We start from the raw sequence: 18688 nt of genomic DNA on the forward strand, positions 1-18688 counted from the left end.
TTAAAGAAAAAAATAAATATAAATTAATAGCAATGAAAAAAACAATTGTAACTCTAGTTGCCCTTTCTTTTTTATGGAGTTGTAAAAGAGAAAATAAAGAAGGTGTAGTGGTTGACAATACACCAAAATTAGAAGCATTTAACGATAAAACCACTGAAAATGCAGTTATTTACGAAGCTAACATTCGTCAATATTCTCCAGAAGGAAGTTTTAAAGCCTTTACCAAAGATATTCCGCAGTTAAAGGAATTGGGTGTAAAAATCATTTGGGTAATGCCTATTTTTCCTATTTCGCAAACTAAAAGAAAAGCTACAGGTGGCGAAAACAGTAAGTTTGCTTCAGAAATGCCCGAAGCAGAGCAACATAAATATTTAGGAAGTTACTATGCAGTTTCCGATTTTACTAAGGTAAATCCGGAGTTTGGTACTATTGAAGATTTTCGTGAATTGGTAAAAACAGCTCACGATAATGGTATGTATGTTATTTTAGACTGGGTGCCAAACCATACCGGTTGGGATCATAAGTGGATAACAGAACATCCTGAGTTTTATACTAAAAATGATAAAGGCGAAATTATTGATCCAATTAATCCCGAAACTGGAGAATCTTGGGGTTGGACAGATGTTGCCGATTTGAATTATGATAATGCAGAATTGCGTAAAACCATGATTGCCGATATGAAACATTGGATAACTAACGAAAATATTGATGGTTTCCGTTGCGATGTTGCCAGTAATGTTCCAACCGATTTTTGGCAACAAGCTATTCCTGAATTACGTAAAGAAAAAAATATTTTTATGTTAGCCGAGGCTTGGGAACCCGAATTATTGAAAGATAACTTATTCGATATGTGTTATGGTTGGGAAGGTCATCATTTAATGAATGAAATGGCACAAGGTAAAAAACCTGTAACCGATTGGGCAAAGTATATGGAAAAAGTTTCAAAAGAATATGAAGCCAATGATATTGTGATGAATTTTGTTGATAATCACGATGAAAATTCTTGGAATGGAACTATAAATTCACGCTTAGGTAAAGCCAGAGAAGCAGGAATTGCTTTGTCTTATGTTATGCCTGGAATGCCGTTAATATATAGTGGTGACGAATATGGATTAGATCATAGTTTAAAATTCTTCGAAAAAGATTCCATTCCTAAAACAAAAGGTAATGAATGGGCTTTGCTAGAAAAATTAGGGAAACTTAAAAATGAAAATCCTGCATTAGCTGGTGGAAAATCAAAAGCAGAATATATGACAATGCTTACACCTGATAACGATAAAATAATTGCATTCTCTCGAAAAAATGGAGGTAATGAGGTAGTTTATCTAGCTAATTTTTCGGATAAAGAACAAAATGCAACGGTAAAAGTTGAAGGAAAATACAAAGACTACATCACTGGAAAAGAAATTGAATTGAAAAGTGATGAAACTATGAAGTTTCAGCCATGGCAATATTTTGTTTTAACAAACTAAAAATTCAATATTTTTATATAGAATTAAGACAGTCAATTAATAAGGCTGTCTTATTTTTTTTGAATTGTATTGAAAATTAATATATTAAGATTTGGATTATAAAAAATAATTTTTACCTTTGCATCCCCTAAAATAGGGTAGATAAACAAGTATTAATTTATAAGTAATTATGCCAACAATTCAACAATTAGTAAGAACTGGAAGAGCCAAAATAACTAAGAAGAGTAAATCGGCTGCTTTAGATTCTTGTCCTCAAAGAAGAGGGGTTTGTACGCGTGTTTACACTACAACACCAAAAAAACCAAACTCGGCAATGCGTAAAGTTGCCCGTGTTCGTTTAACAAATGGTAACGAAGTAAACGCTTACATTCCTGGTGAAGGACACAATCTACAAGAGCACTCGATAGTATTAGTTAGAGGTGGAAGGGTAAAAGATTTACCAGGAGTTAGATACCACATCGTACGTGGTGCTTTGGATACTGCCGGAGTTAACGGTCGTTTACAAAGAAGATCTAAATATGGTGCAAAACGCCCTAAAGACAAAAAGTAATTTTTAATTAAGTTAAAAGTTGAAAGTTAAAAGTTGAAAGTAAAAACTTTGCAAACCTTAAACTTTGAAACCTTAAACTTTAAAAAAGAAAAGACATGAGAAAAAGACAGGCCAAAAAAAGACCTCTTTTACCAGATCCAAAATTTAACGATCAGTTAGTAACGCGTTTTGTGAATAACTTAATGTGGGACGGTAAAAAATCAGTTGCTTTCAAAGTATTTTACGATGCTTTAGAAATCGTAGAAACTAAAAAGCAAGACGATGAAAAATCGTCATTAGAACTTTGGAAAGATGCTTTAACCAATGTTATGCCGCACGTAGAAGTACGTTCGCGTCGTGTAGGTGGTGCTACGTTCCAAATCCCAATGCCAATTCGTCCAGATAGAAAAATTTCTATGGCAATGAAATGGTTAATTCTTTATGCAAGAAAAAGAAACGAAAAGTCAATGGCGGCTCGCTTAGCATCTGAAATTTTGTCAGCAGCTAAAGAAGAAGGTGCTGCTGTTAAGAAAAGAATGGATACGCACAAAATGGCTGAGGCTAATAAAGCATTCTCTCACTTTAGATTTTAATTCATAAAGAAAAAACAAAATGGCAAGAGATTTAAAATATACAAGAAATATCGGTATTGCAGCGCATATTGATGCAGGTAAAACTACGACTACTGAACGTATTTTATTCTATACCGGTAAATCGCATAAAATTGGAGAAGTTCACGAAGGTGCTGCAACCATGGACTGGATGGAGCAAGAAGCAGAAAGAGGTATTACCATTACTTCTGCTGCTACAACTTGTGAATGGAATTTTCCAACAGAACAAGGTAAGCCAACAGCAGATTCTAAAGGTTACCACTTTAATATTATCGATACTCCAGGTCACGTTGACTTTACAGTAGAGGTAAACCGTTCACTACGTGTGTTAGATGGTTTGGTATTCTTGTTTTCTGCAGTAGATGGCGTTGAACCACAGTCTGAAACCAACTGGAGATTAGCTGATAACTACAAAGTGCCTCGTATGGGATTTGTTAATAAAATGGACCGTCAAGGATCTAATTTCTTAGCAGTATGTCAGCAAGTAAAAGATATGTTGAAATCAAATGCAGTGCCATTGGTTTTACCAATTGGTGATGAAGCTGATTTTAAAGGAGTGGTTGACTTAATCAAAAATCAAGCAATCGTTTGGCACGATGATACACAAGGTGCTACTTTCGATATTGTTCCTGTACCAGACGATATGATTGCAGATGCAAAGAAATACAGACAACAATTAATTGAAGAAGTTGCTGCTTACGATGAAAATCTTTTAGAAAAATTCATGGAAGATGAAGATTCTATTACAGAAGATGAAATCAATAACGCGTTAAGAAGAGCAACTATCGATATGGCTATTATTCCAATGTTATGTGGATCTTCATTCAAAAACAAAGGAGTACAGTTTATGTTAGATGCTGTTTGTAAATTCTTGCCTTCTCCATTAGATAAAGAAGCTATTGATGGTACAAACCCAGACACAGAGCAGCCAATATCAAGAAAACCATCGGTTAGCGAGCCTTTCGCAGCATTAGCATTTAAAATTGCTACCGATCCTTATGTAGGTCGTTTGGCTTTCTTCCGTGCGTATTCAGGTGGTTTAGATGCAGGTTCGTACGTGTTAAATACTCGTTCTGGTAACAAAGAACGTATTTCGCGTATTTATCAAATGCACGCTAATAAGCAAAACCCAATCGATAGAATTGAAGCTGGAGATATTGGAGCAGCAGTAGGTTTTAAAGATATTAAAACGGGAGATACATTGTGTGATGAAAAACATCCAATTGTATTAGAATCAATGGTGTTCCCTGATCCAGTAATCGGTATTGCAGTTGAGCCTAAAACAAAAGCTGACGTAGATAAAATGGGTATGGCTTTAGCAAAATTAGCAGAAGAAGATCCAACTTTTACAGTACGTACAGACCACGCTTCAGGACAAACTATCATTTCTGGTATGGGTGAGCTTCACTTAGACATCATTGTTGACCGTATGCGTCGTGAGTTTAAAGTGGAAGTAAACCAAGGTGAACCACAAGTTGAGTACAAAGAAGCATTCACTAGACAAGCTGAACACAGAGAGGTTTATAAAAAACAATCAGGTGGTCGTGGTAAATTTGGTGATATCGTATTCAAAATTGGACCAGCTGACGAAGTTGACGGAAAAGTGCCAATGGGCTTACAATTCGTTAACGAAGTAAAAGGTGGTAACGTACCAAAAGAATATATACCAGCTGTTGAAAAAGGTTTCCGTGAGGCTATGAAATCAGGTCCTTTAGCAGGATATGAAGTAGATAGTTTAAAAGTAACTTTACTAGACGGTTCATTCCACCCTGTGGATTCAGATGCGCTTTCATTCGAATTGGCTGCTAAATTAGGTTATAAAGAATCAGCAAAAGCTGCTGGTGCTGTTATCCTTGAGCCAATTATGAAGTTAGAAGTGTTAACTCCAGAAGAAAATATGGGTGATATTGTAGGTGACTTAAACAGACGTAGAGGTCAAGTAAACAATATGGACGATAGAGCAGGTGCTAAAGTAATTAAAGCTTCTGTGCCACTTTCTGAAATGTTTGGTTATGTAACTACTTTAAGAACATTATCTTCTGGTAGAGCAACATCAACAATGGAATTTTCACATTACGCTGAAACGCCTTCTAATATTTCAGAAGAAGTTATTAAAAAAGCTAAAGGTAACGCTTAATTTTAAAGAAAATGAGTCAAAAAATTAGAATAAAACTAAAATCATACGATCATAATTTAGTAGATAAATCTGCTGAAAAAATCGTTAAAACTGTAAAAAGTACAGGTGCAGCGGTAACAGGGCCAATTCCATTGCCTACGCATAAAAAGATTTTTACTGTATTACGTTCTCCGCACGTAAACAAAAAAGCGCGTGAGCAGTTCGAACTAAGTTCGTACAAAAGATTGTTAGACATTTATAGTTCATCTTCAAAAACTATCGATGCTTTAATGAAATTAGAATTGCCAAGCGGTGTTGAAGTAGAAATCAAAGTGTGATAGATACTAAAATTGAGTAATAGAAAACCTCGACATTTTGTCGAGGTTTTGTTTTTATAAAAAACTTATAAAAAAGAAAATCAATTGTTTGCAAAATAAAATAAAAAGATTACCTTTGCACCCCATTGGGAAACATATATATTGTTTTCAAGTAAATTAGTAATTAATAATTATTTTAAATATGTCTGGGTTAATCGGAAGAAAAATCGGTATGACAAGCATTTTTGACGAAAACGGAAAAAACATTCCGTGTACAGTTATTGAGGCTGGTCCATGTACTGTTACCCAAGTCAGAACCACTGAGGTTGACGGGTATGAAGCTCTTCAACTTGGTTTCGATGACAAGGCAGAAAAGCAAACAGTAAAAGCAGAAGAAGGACACTTTAAGAAAGCGGGTACTGTGGCTAAGAAGCAAGTTGTTGAATTCAAGTATTTTGAAGAAAAACACAATCTAGGAGATGTGTTAACTGTTGATTTATTCAACGAAGGAGAATTTGTAGATGTACAAGGTGTGTCTAAAGGTAAAGGTTTTCAAGGGGTTGTAAAACGTCACGGATTTGGTGGTGTTGGTCAAGCAACTCACGGTCAACATAACCGTTTAAGAGCACCGGGTTCAGTAGGAGCATCGTCTTATCCTTCTCGTGTATTCAAAGGAATGCGTATGGCGGGAAGAACAGGAGGAGAGAAAGTAACAATTCAAAACCTTAGAGTTTTAAAAGTTGTGGCAGAGAAAAATCTTTTAGTAGTAAAAGGTTGTGTACCAGGTCATAAAAACTCTTACGTAATCATTCAAAAGTAATGGAAGTAAAAGTATTAGATATCAACGGAAAAGATACAGGGAGAAAAGTACAACTTTCTGACGCTGTATTTGCAATTGAGCCTAATAAGCATGCTTTGTATTTAGATGTAAAACAGTATTTAGCTAATCAAAGACAAGGTACACATAAGTCTAAAGAAAGAGGAGAAATTGCAGGAAGTACTCGTAAGATTAAAAAACAAAAGGGTACAGGTACTGCACGTGCAGGTAGTGTAAAATCGCCTGTATTTGTAGGTGGTGGTAGAGTTTTTGGTCCAAAACCAAGAAACTATTCGTTTAAGTTAAATAAAAACTTAAAAAGATTGGCTCGTAAAACAGCTTTAACTTTAAAAGCGCAAGAATCTAATTTAGTAGTGGTAGAAGATTTTACTTTTGAAACACCAAATACTAAAAATTTCATTAATGTATTGAAAGCTTTAGGGTTAGATAATAAAAAGTCGTTATTTGTGTTAGGTAATGCAAATAAAAATGTATATTTGTCGTCGCGCAATTTACAATCGACTTCAGTTGTAACTTCTTCAGAATTAAATACTTACGGCGTTTTAAATGCTAAAAGTTTAGTGTTGACTGAAGGTTCTGTAAGTGGAATTGAAGCTAATTTAAGTTAATATATAAGGTTATGAGTATCATTATTAAACCCATTATAACTGAAAAAATGACCAAAGATGGTGAGGTTTTTAATCGTTTCGGTTTTGTTGTTGCTAAAAATGCTAACAAAATTCAAATCAAAAATGCAGTTGAAGCTGCGTATGGTGTGAATGTAGTTGCTATTAATACAATGAACTATAGAGCAGATAGAAGCGTTAAATACACCAAAAACGGTTTAATCAGTGGGAAAACAAATGCTTACAAGAAAGCAGTTGTTCAAGTTCAAGAAGGAGAATCAATAGATTTTTATACTAATATCTAATTAAAAATGTCAGTTAGAAAATTAAAACCTATTACCCCGGGTCAGCGTTTTAGAGTTGTAAATAGCTTTGACACTATTACAACTGATAAGCCGGTTAAGTCATTATTGGCGCCGAAAAAAAACTCAGGAGGTAGAAATAGTCAAGGAAAAATGACCATCCGTTATTCAGGAGGTGGTCATAAACAAAAGTATCGTATAATCGATTTTAAAAGAGCTAAAGATGGTGTTCCAGCTATAGTGAAAACTATCGAGTACGATCCAAATCGTTCTGCTTTTATTTCGTTGTTAGCGTATGCTGATGGAGCTAAGACTTATGTTATTGCTCAAAACGGAATGCAAGTAGGGCAAACTGTAGTTTCTGGTGAAAACGCATCTCCAGAAATTGGAAACGCAATGCCTTTAAGTAAAATTCCTCTAGGTACTGTAATTTCTTGTATAGAATTACGCCCAGGTCAAGGTGCTGTTATCGCACGTTCAGCAGGAACTTTTGCTCAGTTAATGGCAAGAGATGGTAAATATGCAACAATTAAAATGCCTTCAGGTGAAACAAGATTAATTTTGTTAACGTGTTCGGCAACAATTGGGGCTGTATCAAATTCTGATCATCAACTAGTGGTATCTGGTAAAGCAGGTAGATCTAGATGGTTGGGCAGAAGACCTAGAACAAGACCAGTAGCTATGAACCCTGTAGATCACCCAATGGGTGGTGGAGAAGGCCGTTCATCTGGAGGTCATCCACGTTCAAGAAAAGGTTTACCAGCTAAAGGTTATAGAACTCGTTCTACAACCAATCCGAGCAACAAGTATATTGTAGAACGTAGAAAGAAATAATTTAGAAAAACATGGCACGTTCATTAAAAAAAGGACCTTACGTACACTATAAATTAGAAAAGAAAGTTTTAGAAAACGTAGAAAACGGTAATAAAGCTGTGATCAAAACTTGGTCAAGAGCTTCAATGATTACTCCAGACTTCGTTGGGCAAACTATCGCAGTACACAATGGTCGTCAATTTGTACCAGTTTACGTTACAGAAAACATGGTAGGTCATAAATTAGGAGAATTTTCACCAACACGTTCATTCCGTGGTCATGCTGGTGCAAAAAATAAAGGTAAAAAATAATAAGAAGCTATGGGAGTTCGTAAAAGAGAAAGAGCAGAGCAAATTAAAGAAGCTAAAGCACAAGTGGCTTTCGCTAAATTAAACAATTGCCCTACTTCGCCTAGAAAGATGCGTTTAGTAGCTGATTTAGTAAGAGGTAAAAAAGTAGAACAAGCTCTAAATATATTAAGATTTAGTCAAAAAGAGGCTTCTAGAAGATTAGAAAAATTATTGCTTTCTGCAATTAATAACTATCAGCAAAAAAATGCTGAGGCTAATTTAGAAGAAGCAGGCTTATTTGTAAAAGAGATTCGCGTTGATGGTGGTATGATGTTAAAAAGACTTCGCCCAGCACCACAAGGTCGTGCACACAGAATTAGAAAACGTTCTAACCACGTAACAATCGTGTTAGGAGAAAATAATAACACACAAAGCTAATAAACAGTATGGGACAAAAGACAAATCCAATCGGAAATAGACTTGGGATCATCAGAGGATGGGACTCAAACTGGTATGGTGGAAATGATTACGGTGATAAAATCGCAGAAGATTACAAAATTCGTAAATACATTTACGCACGTTTAGCAAAAGCAAGTGTTTCAAAAATAATTATCGAGAGAACTTTAAAACTTGTAACCGTTACTATCACTACGGCTCGTCCAGGTATCATTATTGGTAAAGGCGGTCAAGAGGTAGACAAGTTAAAAGAAGAACTTAAGAAAATTACTGACAAAGAGGTTCAAATTAACATCTTTGAAATTAAACGTCCTGAGTTAGATGCTTATTTAGTAGCTAACAGTATTGCTCGTCAAATCGAAAGCAGAATTTCATACCGAAGAGCTATTAAAATGGCTATTGCGGCTGCAATGCGTATGAATGCTGAAGGTATTAAAGTAATGATTTCGGGTCGTTTAAATGGTGCTGAAATGGCACGTTCAGAACATTTTAAAGATGGTCGTATTCCTCTATCTACTTTCAGAGCCGATATCGATTATGCTTTAGCAGAAGCTCACACTACTTACGGTAGAATGGGTATTAAAGTATGGATTATGAAAGGTGAAGTTTACGGAAAAAGAGATCTTTCACCGTTAGTTGGTATGGACAAACAAAAGTCTAAATCTTCTGGAGGATCAAAATCAGGTAAACCAGCTCGTAAAAGAAAGTAATTATTTTAAATTAAAGAAAAATGTTACAGCCTAAAAGAACAAAATACCGCAAGGTACAGAAAGGTAAAATGAAAGGAAACTCGCAAAGAGGTCATGAGCTTTCAAACGGTATGTTTGGAATCAAATCTCTAGATTCTTCTTTCATTACTTCTCGTCAAATTGAAGCAGCTCGTATTGCAGCTACTCGTTTTATGAAAAGAGAAGGACAATTATGGATTAAAATCTTTCCAGATAAACCTATTACTAAGAAACCTCTCGAAGTACGTATGGGTAAAGGTAAAGGTGCAGTTGAATATTGGGCTGCAGTTGTAAAACCAGGAAGAATTATGTTTGAAGTAGGTGGCGTGCCATTATCAGTTGCTAAAGAAGCATTACGATTGGCAGCTCAAAAACTTCCAGTAAAAACTAAGTTTGTTGTTGCTAGAGATTTCGAAGCATAATTTACAAAAAAATTATTACGATGAAACAGTCAGAAATTAAAAATCTATCTTCAGCTGAATTACAAGAGCAACTTAGTCAATTACAGAAAACGTATGCCGAACTAAAAACTGCTCACGCAATTTCACCTATTAACAATCCACTTGAAATTAGAGGAGTAAGAAGATCAATAGCAAGAGTTGCTACTGAAATTACCAAAAGAGAGTTACAATAATAGTTATTCTGTAAGATGGAAAAAAGAAATTTAAGAAAAGAAAGAATTGGTGTTGTTACCAGTAACAAAATGGAAAAATCTATTGTTGTTTCTGAAACCAAAAAAGTAAAACACCCATTATATGGTAAGTTCGTGTTAAAAACTAAAAAATATGTGGCACACGACGAAAAAAACGATTGTAACATTGGAGATACTGTAAAGATCATGGAAACACGACCATTAAGTAAATCTAAATGTTGGAGATTAGTTGAAATCATTGAAAGAGCTAAATAATTATGGTACAACAAGAATCAAGATTAAAAGTAGCAGATAACACGGGAGCTAAAGAAGTTTTAACTATTCGTGTTCTAGGAGGAACCAAACGTCGTTACGCATCAGTAGGAGATAAAATTGTAGTATCTATTAAAGATGCAACTCCAAACGGAAACGTAAAAAAAGGAGCTGTTTCTACAGCAGTTGTTGTTCGTACTAAAAAAGAAGTAAGAAGAGCAGACGGTTCATACATCCGTTTCGATGATAACGCATGCGTATTATTAAATGCAGCAGGTGAAATGAGAGGAACTCGTGTATTTGGTCCTGTTGCCAGAGAACTTCGTGAAAAACAATTCATGAAAATTGTATCATTAGCACCAGAAGTGCTTTAATTCTAAAAATGATGACAAAGTTAAAAATCAAATCAGGAGACGTAGTAAAAGTAATTGCTGGCGAAAGCAAAGGCAAAGAAGGAAAAGTATTACGTGTACTTCGTGAAACAAACAAAGCGATAGTTGAAGGTTTAAACATGGTTTCAAAACATACAAAACCAAGTGCTAAAAACCCTCAAGGTGGTATCGTTCAAAAAGAAGCACCTATTCATATTTCTAATTTAGCTCTAATTGATTCTAAAACAAAATCAATTACTAAAGTAGGGTATAAAATGGAAGGTGATAAAAAAGTAAGGTTCTCAAAAAAATCTAATCAAGTATTATAGTTATGGCTTATATACCAAGATTAAAAGAAGAGTATAAGAGTAGAATTATTGCTGCTCTTAAAGAAGAATACGGTTACAAAAGTATTATGCAAGTTCCAAAACTTGAAAAAATAGTAGTAAGCCGTGGCGTTGGTGCAGCTGTATCTGACAAGAAATTAGTAGATTACGCAGTTGATGAAATCACAAATATTACAGGCCAAAAAGCAGTGGCAACTATTTCTAAAAAAGACGTAGCGTCTTTCAAATTAAGAAAAGGTATGCCTATTGGTGCTAAAGTAACATTACGTGGCGAAAGAATGTATGAATTCTTAGATAGATTAATTACATCTTCACTACCTCGTGTACGTGATTTCGGCGGAATTAAATCTACAGGTTTCGATGGTAGAGGAAATTACAACTTAGGTGTTGTAGAACAAATTATCTTCCCAGAAATTGATATTGATAAAGTAAACAAAATTGCCGGTTTCGATATTACTTTCGTAACATCTGCAAATACAGACAAAGAAGCACAATCATTATTAGCAGAACTAGGTTTACCTTTTAAAAAGAATTAAGACATGGCTAAAGAATCAATGAAAGCCCGTGAGGCAAAAAGAGAGGCGTTAGTAGCTAAATATGCAGCCAAAAGAAAAGCGTTAAAAGAAGCAGGCGATTATGAAGCATTACAAAAATTACCAAAAAATGCTTCACCCGTACGTTTACACAATCGTTGTAAATTAACAGGACGCCCAAGAGGCTATATGCGTCAATTTGGAATATCACGTGTAACTTTTCGTGAAATGGCCAACCAAGGATTAATTCCAGGCGTAAAAAAAGCTAGTTGGTAAAATAAATTGCTTTAATAAATAAAAAAGTTTATATTTGCACACTTTTTTATTGAAAAAGTTTAACTATAAGTCGCAAAAACACCAATTTTTGGGGTGTTTGCGACTTATAGAATTATAAAAATGAATTAATTGGTTTCAGGTTCAAGAAGTGGGTTGCCTCTTGAAAACCAAAACCGCAATTTAATAAATATGTATACAGATCCAATTGCCGATTTCTTAACAAGAATTCGTAATGCGTCGAGAGCTAACCATAAAGTGGTTGAGATTCCGGCATCTAACTTGAAAAAAGAAATCACAAAAATTTTATTCGACCAAGGATACATCTTGAGTTATAAATTTGAAACAGAAACCCCACAAGGTTCAATCAAAATTGCTCTTAAGTACGACAAAGAAACGAAAGAGCCAATAATTAGAGATATCCAAAGAATAAGTAAACCAGGTTTGCGTAAGTATTCAGGTTCTACAACGTTACCAAGAATTTTAAATGGTTTAGGTTGTGCTATCGTGTCAACTTCTAAAGGAGTAATGACAGGAAAACAAGCAAAACAACTTAATGTTGGAGGAGAAGTTATTTGTTACGTATACTAATTAAAAGACGAAAGCATGTCAAGAATAGGTAAAAATCCAATTGCAATTCCAGCAGGAGTAACAGTAGAAGTTAAAGATGCTGTGGTTACAGTAAAAGGAAAATTAGGCGAGCTTTCTCAAGAGTTTTCTGATGTTACTGTAAAGGTAGAAGACGGTCAAGTTATAGTTGAACGTTCATCAGACAACAAAAACGAGAGAGCGAAACATGGGCTTTATCGTGCTCTTATCAACAATATGGTTGAGGGAGTTTCAGAAGGTTTTACAAAACAATTAGAACTAGTGGGTGTTGGTTACCGTGCTTCAAACCAAGGTCAAAGACTTGATTTAGCATTAGGTTATTCACACAATATAGTTTTAGAAATTGTTCCAGAAGTAACTGTAGAAACTATTTCTGAAAAGGGTAAAAATCCAATAGTGAAATTATCATCATTTGACAAACAATTATTAGGACAGGTTACTGCTAAAATCAGATCTTTCCGTAAACCAGAACCTTATAAAGGAAAAGGTATTAAGTTTGTAGGTGAAGTATTAAGAAGAAAAGCAGGTAAATCAGCTTAAAAATTAAGGCTATGTCATTAACAAAATCGGAAAGAAGACAAAGAATCCATTACAGAGTTAGAAAAACGGTTAGCGGAACTACGCAACAACCAAGACTATCTGTATTTAGATCAAATAAAGAAATCTATGCGCAAATCATAGACGACGTAAACGGTGTTACATTAGTTGCTGCATCTTCTCGTGAAAAGGGAGTAACAAAAGGTACAAAAATTGAAACTGCAAGCGCAGTAGGTAAATTAGTAGCAGAAAGAGCTCTTAAAGCAGGTGTTTCAAATATTACTTTTGATAGAAGTGGATATTTGTATCACGGACGTGTAAAATCATTAGCAGAAGGAGCTAGAGAAGCAGGACTTAAATTCTAAGAAATTATGTATCAAAATTATAAAAATGTAGAACTAGTAAAACCAGGTGGTCTCGAATTAAAAGATCGTTTGGTTAGTGTAAATCGTGTAACCAAAGTAACAAAAGGTGGTAGAGCTTTCGGCTTTTCTGCTATTGTTGTTGTTGGAGATGAAAACGGTGTTGTAGGTCACGGATTAGGTAAATCTAAAGATGTTTCTGAAGCAATTGCTAAAGCAGTAGAAGATGCTAAGAAAAATTTAGTGCGTATTCCATTAAACAGTGCTACAGTACCTCATGAACAAAAAGGAAAATTTGGTGGAGCAAGAGTGTTTTTAATGCCTGCATCTCACGGTACTGGAGTAATTGCTGGTGGTGCTGTACGTGCAGTATTAGAATCAGTTGGTATTCACGATGTGTTATCAAAATCTCAAGGTTCATCTAACCCTCATAACGTTGTTAAAGCTACTTTTGATGCTTTATTACAAATGAGAAGTGCTGTAACAGTTGCAAAACAAAGAGGTATTTCTCTAGAAAAAGTATTCAAAGGATAAAAATTCAAGGAAAATGGCAAAAATTTTAGTAAAACAAGTTAGAAGTAGAATTAACTGTCCTGAAACTCAAAAAAGAACATTAGATTCTTTAGGGTTAAGAAAATTAGGACAAGTTGTTAAGCACGACGCAAGTCCTGCTATCCTTGGAATGGTAAATAAAGTTAAACACTTAGTTTCTGTAGAAGAAACTAAATAATAAATTTCGTTATGAATTTAAGTAACTTACAACCGGCTGAAGGTTCAACACATAATCAAAATAAAAGAGTAGGTAGAGGACAAGGTTCTGGAAAAGGTGGTACCGCTGCACGTGGTCATAAAGGAGCAAAATCTCGTTCGGGTTACTCTAAAAAAATTGGTTTTGAAGGCGGGCAAATGCCGCTTCAAAGACGTGTTCCTAAGTTTGGTTTCAAAAACATAAACAGAGTAGAATACCAAGGCGTAAATCTAGATACATTACAAACATTAGTAGATAATGGTGTAATAGTAGATACAGTAGATTTTGCTACATTAGTTGATAATCGTTTAGCAACAAAAAGCAGTTTAGTAAAGATTTTAGGAAGAGGTGAGTTAAAAGCTAAACTTAAAGTTAGTGCTCACAAATTTACAGCATCTGCAAAAGCCGCTATTGAAGCAGCTGGAGGAGAAGTTGTAACTTTATAAAATTTTAGTACATGAAAAAGTTTATAGATACTTTACAAAATATTTGGAAAATTGAAGAGCTAAAAAATAGAATTCTTTTAACTCTAGGTTTGTTATTAGTGTATCGTTTTGGTGCACAAGTAACGCTTCCAGGTATTGATGCTACTAAACTAGGAAAACTGGCAGAGCAAACAGATCAAGGTATTGGTTGGTTAATTAATGTGTTTACAGGAGGTGCGTTTTCGCAAGCTTCCGTATTTGCATTAGGTATTATGCCATACATTTCGGCTTCTATTGTGGTGCAATTAATGGGATTAGCGATTCCATATTTGCAAAAACTACAAAAAGACGGCGAAAGCGGACGAAAAAAAATCACTCAAATTACGCGTTGGCTTACTATAGCTATTACCTTAGTACAAGGTCCTGGGTATATATATAATCTATATAACCAGTTACCAGGAGAAGCATTTTTATTAAGCGGTCCAACGTTTATATTCTCATCAGTACTTATATTAGTTACAGGTACTATATTCGCTATGTGGTTAGGAGAAAAGATTACCGATAAAGGAATTGGTAATGGTATATCTCTCTTAATTATGGTGGGTATTATTGCTCGTTTACCACAAGCATTTGCTCAAGAATTTGTTTCGCGAACTTCTCAAGAATCAAGCGGTAGTATCATGATGATTGTTATCGAAATTATTTTATGGATTTTGGTAATAGTAGCTTGTGTATTATTAGTAATGGCAGTTCGTAAAATACCAGTTCAATACGCAAGAAGAACTACTTCGGGTAGTTTTGAACAAGATGAGTTAGGTGGTGCAAGACAATTTATTCCATTAAAGTTAAATGCTTCTGGAGTAATGCCAATTATATTTGCGCAGGCTATTATGTTTATACCAGCTGCTTTAGCAGGTTTAGCAACAGAATCTGAAACAGCTCGAAACTTAGGTACAATGTTTAGTAATCCTTTCGGATTAGTATATAATATAGTTTTTGCATTGTTAATTGTAATTTTTACATATTTTTATACCGCAATTACTGTTCCTACAAATAAAATGGCAGACGATTTAAAACGTAGTGGTGGTTTTATACCAGGAATTCGTCCTGGAGTAGAAACAAGCGATTATCTTGATAAAATTATGTCGTTAATTACTTTCCCAGGTTCATTATTTTTGGCTTTAATAGCTGTTTTTCCAGCTATTGTAGTTAGTTTATTAAATGTACAAGGTGCTTGGGGGTATTTCTACGGTGGAACATCGTTATTAATTATGGTAGGTGTTGCAATTGATACAATTCAACAAGTTAATTCGTATTTGTTAAACAGACATTACGATAGTATAATGAAAAGTGGTAAAAACCGAAAAGCAGTAGCTTAATATTATGGCAAAACAATCAGCAATAGAACAAGATGGAACCATAATTGAAGCATTATCAAATGCAATGTTTCGAGTAAAATTACAAAACGAACACATCGTAATTGCTCATATCTCAGGTAAAATGCGTATGCACTACATTAAATTACTACCAGGAGATAAGGTAAAACTTGAAATGAGCCCTTACGATTTATCAAAAGCTCGTATAACATATAGATATTAATAAAATATTAAGTCGTAAAGTAAAAAGTCGAAAGTTGCAAAGAGAGAAATCAACTTTTAAACTTTAAACTTTAAACTTTTAAACTAAAGTAAAGATGAAAGTAAGAGCATCAGTAAAAAAGAGAAGTGCCGAGTGCATTGTTGTGCGTAGAAAAGGCAGAATTTATGTGATTAATAAAAAAAATCCTAGATTTAAACAAAGACAAGGATAATTATGGCTAGAATTGCAGGGGTAGATGTACCTAAACAAAAAAGAGGAATTATTGCTTTAACTTATATCTTCGGTATAGGTAAAAGTAGAGCTAAAGATATTTTAGCAAAAGCTCAAGTAAGCGAAGATAAAAAAGTTCAAGATTGGAATGACGATGAAATTAGCGCTATTCGTGATGCTGTTTCATATTACAAAATTGAAGGAGAATTACGTTCTGAAATTCAATTAAACATCAAACGTTTAATGGATATCGGTTGTCAAAGAGGAATTCGTCATAGAGCTGGTCTTCCATTAAGAGGACAAAGAACTAAGAACAATTCTAGAACTAGAAAAGGTAAAAGAAAAACTGTTGCTAACAAGAAAAAAGCAACTAAATAATAAGTAAATAATATGGCTAAAACAGCAGCAAAAAAACGTAAAGTTATAGTTGAGTCTACAGGAGAAGCACATATTAATGCTACTTTTAACAACATTATTATTTCGTTAACAAACAAAAAAGGCGAAGTAATTTCATGGTCTTCAGCTGGTAAAATGGGCTTTAGAGGTTCTAAAAAGAACACTCCATATGCCGCTCAGTTAGCAGCAGAAGACTGTACAAAAGTAGCTTTAGAAGCAGGGCTTAAAAAAGTAAAAGTTTACGTTAAAGGTCCAGGAAACGGAAGAGAATCAGCAATTCGTTCTATCCATAACGGAGGAATCGAAGTTTCTGAAATTATCGACGTAACTCCTATGCCGCACAACGGTTGTCGTCCTCCTAAAAGACGTAGAGTATAATTAATTATTAGTATAACCAAGGTAGGTTAACGATTATCGAAGGATAAATTTTAGACCTGAATTCATAATCACTACCTTAATTATTTTTTAAAATGGCAAGATATACTGGTCCAAAAACTAAAATTGCTCGTAAATTTGGCGAAGCAATATTCGGAGACGATAAAGCCTTCGAAAAAAGAAATTACCCTCCAGGGCAACACGGTTTAGCTAAGAGAAGAGGTAAAAAATCGGAATACGCAATCCAATTAATGGAAAAGCAAAAAGCTAAATATACCTACGGTATTTTAGAAAAACAATTCCGTAATTTATACGAGAAAGCATCTGCTGCTTCTGGTGTAACAGGTGAAATTTTATTACAATTGTGTGAAGCACGTTTAGATAATGTAGTGTACAGAATGGGAATTGCCCCATCTCGTAGAGCCGCACGTCAAATTGTATCGCACCGTCATATTACTGTAAACGGAGAAGTAGTTAACGTACCGTCTTACCACCTTAAACCAGGAGATAAAGTAGCTGTTCGCGAAAAATCGAAATCGTTAGAAGCTATAACAAATTCTTTGGCAAGCGCTTCTCAAGTTTACGAATGGATAACTTGGAACAACGATACCAAAGAAGGAACTTTTGTTTCTGTACCACAAAGATTACAGATTCCAGAAAATATTAAAGAGCAACTTATTGTTGAGTTGTATAACAAATAATAATAACAGACTTTAGTCGACTATGGCATTATTTAATTTTCAAAAGCCCGATAAAGTTATCATGATCGATTCAACCGATTTTGAAGGGAAATTCGAATTTCGACCTTTAGAACCTGGTTACGGATTGACTGTTGGTAATGCATTAAGAAGAGTTTTACTTTCTTCATTAGAAGGTTATGCAATCACTTCAGTAAGAATTGAAGGTGTAGAACACGAGTTTTCAACTATTGCTGGTGTAGTAGAAGATGTAACAGAAATTATCCTTAACTTAAAACAAGTACGTTTTAAGCGTCAAATAGATGAAATCGATAATGAAACTGTTTCACTTTCACTTTCTGGTAAAGAGCAAATTACAGCGGGAGATTTCCAAAAATTTATTTCTGGTTTTCAAATATTAAATCCAGATTTAGTTATCTGTAATTTAGACAGTAAAACAAACATAAATATGGAACTTACTATCGAAAAAGGTAGAGGTTATGTTCCTGCTGAAGAAAACAAAAAGGCAAGTGCTCCTATTGGAACTATTTTTACAGACTCTATTTACACTCCAGTAAAAAATGTAAAATACACTATCGAAAATTACCGTGTTGAACAAAAAACCGATTACGAAAAATTAGTATTCGAAATCGTAACAGACGGTTCTATTCATCCAAAAGACGCTTTAACCGAAGCAGCTAAAACATTAATCCATCACTTTATGCTATTCTCAGATGAGAGAATTACACTTGAGGCTGATGAAATTGCACAAACAGAATCATACGATGAAGAATCGTTACACATGCGTCAATTGCTTAAAACTAAGTTAGTTGATATGGATTTATCTGTTCGCGCATTAAATTGTCTTAAAGCGGCAGAAGTTGAAACTTTAGGAGACTTAGTTTCTTTCAATAAAAACGACTTAATGAAATTCCGTAACTTCGGTAAAAAATCACTTACCGAGTTAGACGAATTAGTAGCTGCTAAAGGCTTAAATTTTGGAATGGATTTAACAAAATACAAACTAGATAAAGAATAATCGCTTTCATAATTTGCTCTCCAAAACGGATTGATGCAAGATGAAAGATAAACCAAAAAGTCATGAGACACGGAAAAAAAGTAAATCACTTAAGCAGACAAACTGGACATAGAAAAGCTATGTTAGCCAATATGGCTTGTTCATTAATAGAGCATAAGCGTATTAATACTACAGTTGCTAAAGCAAAAGCGCTTAAACAATTTGTA

The 18688-nt window shown here is 34.4% G+C and carries 33 protein-coding genes; all 33 read left to right on the forward strand.

The genetic code is table 11. The features are described 5' to 3' along the window. The first annotated feature begins 32 nt into the window (after positions 1 to 32). The gene (locus R2808_RS04615; protein WP_371269786.1) at positions 33 to 1472 is read left to right on the forward strand and encodes an alpha-amylase family glycosyl hydrolase; all 1440 of its coding nucleotides are present in this window, start codon (positions 33 to 35) and stop codon (positions 1470 to 1472) included. A 169-nt stretch (positions 1473 to 1641) separates the two neighbouring features. After that, the gene (gene rpsL / locus R2808_RS04620; protein ID WP_072781281.1) at positions 1642 to 2022 is read left to right on the forward strand and encodes a 30S ribosomal protein S12; all 381 of its coding nucleotides are present in this window, start codon (positions 1642 to 1644) and stop codon (positions 2020 to 2022) included. A 95-nt stretch (positions 2023 to 2117) separates the two neighbouring features. Beyond that, positions 2118 to 2594 carry a 30S ribosomal protein S7 gene (gene rpsG / locus R2808_RS04625; protein WP_371269787.1) on the forward strand — a complete coding sequence of 159 codons (477 nt, stop codon included), beginning with the start codon at positions 2118 to 2120 and terminating at the stop codon, positions 2592 to 2594. A gap of 19 nt (positions 2595 to 2613) precedes the next feature. After that, positions 2614 to 4749: an elongation factor G gene (gene fusA, locus R2808_RS04630; RefSeq protein ID WP_371269788.1), complete on the forward strand. Its 2136-nt coding sequence runs from the start codon at positions 2614 to 2616 to the stop codon at positions 4747 to 4749. Between the two features lie 11 nt (positions 4750 to 4760). Next, positions 4761 to 5066, forward strand: coding sequence for a 30S ribosomal protein S10 (gene rpsJ, locus R2808_RS04635; RefSeq protein ID WP_371269789.1), 306 nt, complete (start codon positions 4761 to 4763; stop codon positions 5064 to 5066). A 181-nt stretch (positions 5067 to 5247) separates the two neighbouring features. Continuing rightward, on the forward strand, positions 5248 to 5865 hold the full coding sequence (gene rplC, locus R2808_RS04640; protein WP_371269790.1) for a 50S ribosomal protein L3: 618 nt from the start codon (positions 5248 to 5250) through the stop codon (positions 5863 to 5865). Continuing rightward, on the forward strand, positions 5865 to 6491 hold the full coding sequence (gene rplD / locus R2808_RS04645) for a 50S ribosomal protein L4 (RefSeq protein ID WP_371269791.1): 627 nt from the start codon (positions 5865 to 5867) through the stop codon (positions 6489 to 6491). Before rplC ends, rplD begins: the two co-directional genes overlap by 1 nt. Before the next feature lie 11 nt (positions 6492 to 6502). Beyond that, entirely contained in the window at positions 6503 to 6793 is a 291-nt protein-coding gene (rplW, locus tag R2808_RS04650) for a 50S ribosomal protein L23 (protein ID WP_371269792.1), read from the forward strand. Between the two features lie 6 nt (positions 6794 to 6799). Continuing rightward, on the forward strand, positions 6800 to 7624 hold the full coding sequence (gene rplB / locus R2808_RS04655; protein WP_371269793.1) for a 50S ribosomal protein L2: 825 nt from the start codon (positions 6800 to 6802) through the stop codon (positions 7622 to 7624). A gap of 11 nt (positions 7625 to 7635) precedes the next feature. Further along, positions 7636 to 7914 (forward strand): 30S ribosomal protein S19, encoded by a 279-nt coding sequence (gene rpsS, locus R2808_RS04660; RefSeq protein WP_371269794.1) that lies wholly within the window; start codon positions 7636 to 7638, stop codon positions 7912 to 7914. A gap of 9 nt (positions 7915 to 7923) precedes the next feature. Next, positions 7924 to 8331, forward strand: a complete 408-nt coding sequence (gene rplV / locus R2808_RS04665) for a 50S ribosomal protein L22 (protein WP_371269795.1) — start codon at positions 7924 to 7926, stop codon at positions 8329 to 8331. An 8-nt stretch (positions 8332 to 8339) separates the two neighbouring features. Continuing rightward, a complete protein-coding gene (rpsC, locus tag R2808_RS04670) occupies positions 8340 to 9059 on the forward strand; it encodes a 30S ribosomal protein S3 (RefSeq protein ID WP_371269796.1) in 720 nt (239 codons plus the stop codon). A 20-nt stretch (positions 9060 to 9079) separates the two neighbouring features. Then, entirely contained in the window at positions 9080 to 9499 is a 420-nt protein-coding gene (gene rplP, locus R2808_RS04675) for a 50S ribosomal protein L16 (protein WP_371269797.1), read from the forward strand. Between the two features lie 20 nt (positions 9500 to 9519). Beyond that, complete coding sequence (gene rpmC / locus R2808_RS04680; protein ID WP_371269798.1) at positions 9520 to 9711, forward strand: 50S ribosomal protein L29; 192 nt, start codon at positions 9520 to 9522, stop codon at positions 9709 to 9711. 15 nt (positions 9712 to 9726) lie between these two features. Further along, positions 9727 to 9984 (forward strand): 30S ribosomal protein S17, encoded by a 258-nt coding sequence (gene rpsQ, locus R2808_RS04685; protein ID WP_371269799.1) that lies wholly within the window; start codon positions 9727 to 9729, stop codon positions 9982 to 9984. A 2-nt stretch (positions 9985 to 9986) separates the two neighbouring features. After that, the gene (rplN, locus tag R2808_RS04690; protein WP_007803649.1) at positions 9987 to 10355 is read left to right on the forward strand and encodes a 50S ribosomal protein L14; all 369 of its coding nucleotides are present in this window, start codon (positions 9987 to 9989) and stop codon (positions 10353 to 10355) included. A gap of 11 nt (positions 10356 to 10366) precedes the next feature. After that, on the forward strand, positions 10367 to 10681 hold the full coding sequence (gene rplX / locus R2808_RS04695; protein WP_371269819.1) for a 50S ribosomal protein L24: 315 nt from the start codon (positions 10367 to 10369) through the stop codon (positions 10679 to 10681). 2 nt (positions 10682 to 10683) lie between these two features. Beyond that, complete coding sequence (gene rplE, locus R2808_RS04700) at positions 10684 to 11235, forward strand: 50S ribosomal protein L5 (RefSeq protein ID WP_371269800.1); 552 nt, start codon at positions 10684 to 10686, stop codon at positions 11233 to 11235. Positions 11236 to 11238: 3 nt separating this feature from the next. Then, the gene (rpsN, locus tag R2808_RS04705; RefSeq protein WP_371269801.1) at positions 11239 to 11508 is read left to right on the forward strand and encodes a 30S ribosomal protein S14; all 270 of its coding nucleotides are present in this window, start codon (positions 11239 to 11241) and stop codon (positions 11506 to 11508) included. A gap of 189 nt (positions 11509 to 11697) precedes the next feature. Then, the gene (gene rpsH / locus R2808_RS04710; protein WP_371269802.1) at positions 11698 to 12096 is read left to right on the forward strand and encodes a 30S ribosomal protein S8; all 399 of its coding nucleotides are present in this window, start codon (positions 11698 to 11700) and stop codon (positions 12094 to 12096) included. Between the two features lie 15 nt (positions 12097 to 12111). Then, entirely contained in the window at positions 12112 to 12654 is a 543-nt protein-coding gene (gene rplF, locus R2808_RS04715; RefSeq protein ID WP_371269803.1) for a 50S ribosomal protein L6, read from the forward strand. 11 nt (positions 12655 to 12665) lie between these two features. Then, positions 12666 to 13016 (forward strand): 50S ribosomal protein L18, encoded by a 351-nt coding sequence (rplR, locus tag R2808_RS04720; RefSeq protein WP_371269804.1) that lies wholly within the window; start codon positions 12666 to 12668, stop codon positions 13014 to 13016. Between the two features lie 6 nt (positions 13017 to 13022). Further along, entirely contained in the window at positions 13023 to 13547 is a 525-nt protein-coding gene (gene rpsE, locus R2808_RS04725) for a 30S ribosomal protein S5 (RefSeq protein ID WP_371269805.1), read from the forward strand. Positions 13548 to 13560: 13 nt separating this feature from the next. Continuing rightward, positions 13561 to 13743, forward strand: a complete 183-nt coding sequence (rpmD, locus tag R2808_RS04730; protein ID WP_371269806.1) for a 50S ribosomal protein L30 — start codon at positions 13561 to 13563, stop codon at positions 13741 to 13743. 11 nt (positions 13744 to 13754) lie between these two features. After that, a complete protein-coding gene (gene rplO, locus R2808_RS04735) occupies positions 13755 to 14207 on the forward strand; it encodes a 50S ribosomal protein L15 (protein WP_371269808.1) in 453 nt (150 codons plus the stop codon). Between the two features lie 11 nt (positions 14208 to 14218). Then, positions 14219 to 15565 (forward strand): preprotein translocase subunit SecY, encoded by a 1347-nt coding sequence (secY, locus tag R2808_RS04740; RefSeq protein WP_371269809.1) that lies wholly within the window; start codon positions 14219 to 14221, stop codon positions 15563 to 15565. A 4-nt stretch (positions 15566 to 15569) separates the two neighbouring features. Next, positions 15570 to 15785: a translation initiation factor IF-1 gene (gene infA / locus R2808_RS04745; protein WP_371269810.1), complete on the forward strand. Its 216-nt coding sequence runs from the start codon at positions 15570 to 15572 to the stop codon at positions 15783 to 15785. Between the two features lie 94 nt (positions 15786 to 15879). Next, entirely contained in the window at positions 15880 to 15996 is a 117-nt protein-coding gene (gene ykgO, locus R2808_RS04750) for a type B 50S ribosomal protein L36 (protein ID WP_371269811.1), read from the forward strand. A gap of 2 nt (positions 15997 to 15998) precedes the next feature. Next, the gene (gene rpsM / locus R2808_RS04755) at positions 15999 to 16373 is read left to right on the forward strand and encodes a 30S ribosomal protein S13 (RefSeq protein ID WP_371269813.1); all 375 of its coding nucleotides are present in this window, start codon (positions 15999 to 16001) and stop codon (positions 16371 to 16373) included. 12 nt (positions 16374 to 16385) lie between these two features. Continuing rightward, the gene (gene rpsK, locus R2808_RS04760) at positions 16386 to 16769 is read left to right on the forward strand and encodes a 30S ribosomal protein S11 (RefSeq protein WP_371269814.1); all 384 of its coding nucleotides are present in this window, start codon (positions 16386 to 16388) and stop codon (positions 16767 to 16769) included. Positions 16770 to 16861: 92 nt separating this feature from the next. After that, positions 16862 to 17467, forward strand: a complete 606-nt coding sequence (rpsD, locus tag R2808_RS04765; protein WP_371269815.1) for a 30S ribosomal protein S4 — start codon at positions 16862 to 16864, stop codon at positions 17465 to 17467. Between the two features lie 22 nt (positions 17468 to 17489). Continuing rightward, positions 17490 to 18482, forward strand: a complete 993-nt coding sequence (locus R2808_RS04770; RefSeq protein ID WP_371269816.1) for a DNA-directed RNA polymerase subunit alpha — start codon at positions 17490 to 17492, stop codon at positions 18480 to 18482. 62 nt (positions 18483 to 18544) lie between these two features. Next, positions 18545 to 18688: bL17 family ribosomal protein (locus R2808_RS04775; protein ID WP_371269820.1), on the forward strand; the 144-nt coding region annotated here is incomplete at its 3' end.

It is taken from the genome of Flavobacterium sp. (assembly GCF_041392005.1).
Lineage (GTDB): Bacteria > Bacteroidota > Bacteroidia > Flavobacteriales > Flavobacteriaceae > Flavobacterium.